This window comes from Nostoc sp. CHAB 5715, from assembly GCF_020829685.1.
In the GTDB taxonomy this organism is placed as follows: Bacteria; Cyanobacteriota; Cyanobacteriia; order Cyanobacteriales; family Nostocaceae; genus Nostoc.
Window position 1 is genome coordinate 1 of record NZ_JAIVFR010001080.1, and the last position, 2,360, is coordinate 2,360.

Below are 2,360 nucleotides of genomic sequence, written 5' to 3' on the forward strand. Positions count from 1 at the left end.
CCTGCTGTTCGGCAATGATCGCAGGTGTCAGTCTTCTCAATCTATAAGTACGACGGCTTGCCACCTTTTGTGCAACAGATGGATCTAATTTCAGTTCATCAACTAAAATTTTGGCATAAATGCTTGGGTTTTTTTCAGCCTCTTCTCCTACCTTCTGTGCTTCCTCTAAAAACACTCGCACCAATTGCGGATTTTGGGTGACAAATCCACGCCTGCCAATATAAAAACCGCCGAGAGTGTTAATTCTTGCTGCATTTCTCAGAATCCGAATTGGGGTAGTATTTTCCACAGCAGCTAAAAGAGGATCGCCACCCACCCAGGCGTCAGCCTTGTCTTGAATAAAGGCGTCTCGGGCTTCAGATGGAGTCAAAGCAACGATTTGAATATCGCTAATTTTTAACCCTACCTCTTGCAAAGCTTTTGCTAGTAAATACTGTGCATTCGACCCTACCTGAAAAGCAATTTTCTTACCTTTAAGATCAGCTACTTTCTTAATGGGAGAATTAGCTTTCACCACAATACCTTGGTTTGTACCATCGGTGGGCGTGCGTCCAGTAAGATAGACAACTTCAGGGATGATGCCTGGGCGATAAGCATATAGTGTGGCATTTAGACAAACTTTATCAGTCAAAAGCCAGAATAATTCTTGACTCTTGACTGCCTTAATAATATAGGAATCGTATTTGATTTTTGAAATTATTTACGTGGTGCGCAAAGCGCAGCGCAAGCGCGATAGGCGGGGAGTGGGGAGTAGGGAGTAGGGAATAAGGAATTAGGCTTTTCGAGTTGTACCGAGCTTTTTCAGAAATCAAATATTAGTCCTATATATAGAATTAAATACCCATTAGCTTACAGGACTTACGCAACAATAACGTAATTTCGTCATTGCGACCGTTCGCTCTTAGCGTTCCCGTAGGGTAGGGAAGCAATCGCAAAGCCTTGTTTTTTCGTTGTAAGTGCGTAAGTCCTAGCTTAATCTTCTGGGCTATAACTACTTCTTAGCCAAAACCTCTGAGGGAGTAATTTTGGCATACTCTTCAGGTGTCAAAAATCCGTCTCTAACATTCACCTTCTTGGGTATTTGTCCGAGGGCGTACCATTTGTCTGCGACTTCTTGTTGTTTAGTGATAACTTTCTCAGTAATCGGTAGCAGCCCATATTCGTACTTGGCGTGCATAATCTCAAGTGTAGGTACATCAAGCTGAGTTACTGGTGCCAGCAGTTTTGCCATTTCTTCACGATGATTCTTAGACCAAATATTTGCTTTTTCCAGTTCCTCTAGAAATATTTTGATCACTTCAGGGTGTGCTTTCTGAAACTGCCTTGTGGTTGAGTAAAAGCCGCCTGTATCCTGAAACTTACTACCGTCTGTCAACACCCGTCCTATTTTCTTCTGTTGAGATCTTGTGACGAATGGCTCCCAGATAAACCAAGCATCCACCTTGCCCTGACTAAATGCCACATTAGCGTCTGGCGGTGGTAAGAAAACTGACTGTACGTCGCTAAGTTTCAGTCCCGATGCTTCTAAGACTTTGACCAAAAGATAATGACCGATAGATGCTTTTTGGAAAGCTACTCTTTTGCCCTTCAAATCAGCAATAGTTTTAACGGGTGAGTTTTCAGGAACTAAAAGCGAAACGCCTTTACCACTAGGAATTGCAGTAATTAGGTATACAAGGGGTGTTCCTGCTGCTTGTGCAAAAATGGGAGGCGATTCGGCTGTAGATGCGATATCCAGTCCATTTGCATTCAGGGCTTCTAGCTGTTGTGGCCCAGCCGCAAACTCAGCCCACTGTACTTTAAAACCCAGAGGCTCTAATCGCTTTTCTAAGGAACCCTGTTTTTCTAAAACTGCTAGAGCGGAAAGTTGTTTTGAACGTACAATCCGTACTACTTGCTTCTCTGTTGACTTCTCTGTAGTGCTAGAAACTACCGATTCAGGGGAAGCTGCCGACTGTTGAGTGTTATTTTTTGCTTCACTACAACTTGATAGGGCTGTTGATAGCATTAAGCAGTAGCCCAGAGCAAACAATAAGGAACGACGTGTTGTTCTGTGGCTTTTTCTGAATTCAAACTTTCCTTTTAAAGCTGGCATGGGTTGTTTTATTGATTTACTTCTAAGTAGTTAGAACAATGATGATTAATTGCAATGTAAAAAACAAAAAATCTTATTTATTAACTTACTTTTGATAAATTAATAAATTTTATTTATGAAATTAGGGAAGAGAGTGGGTATTACCCACCCTGCAACGACTCGAGGAACTGAAAATTTGGATTTAAAATTTTAGATTGGTAAAAGGGAGTGGGAGTAGGCGCACAGGAGCAGAGAATAACCAATGACAGCTTTAAAAGGAAAGTTT

General features: G+C 41.7%; 2 protein-coding genes. Both read right to left on the minus strand.

What is annotated here, in order from left to right:
• Positions 1-631, minus strand: a 631-nt coding sequence (locus LC574_RS36125; protein WP_229458434.1) for an ABC transporter substrate-binding protein, incomplete at its 3' end; no start/stop codon positions are given.
• Between the two features lie 360 nt (positions 632-991).
• The gene (locus LC574_RS36130; RefSeq protein WP_229458435.1) at positions 992-2,095 is read right to left on the minus strand and encodes an aliphatic sulfonate ABC transporter substrate-binding protein; all 1,104 of its coding nucleotides are present in this window, start codon (positions 2,093-2,095) and stop codon (positions 992-994) included.
• Positions 2,096-2,360 lie beyond the last annotated feature (265 nt).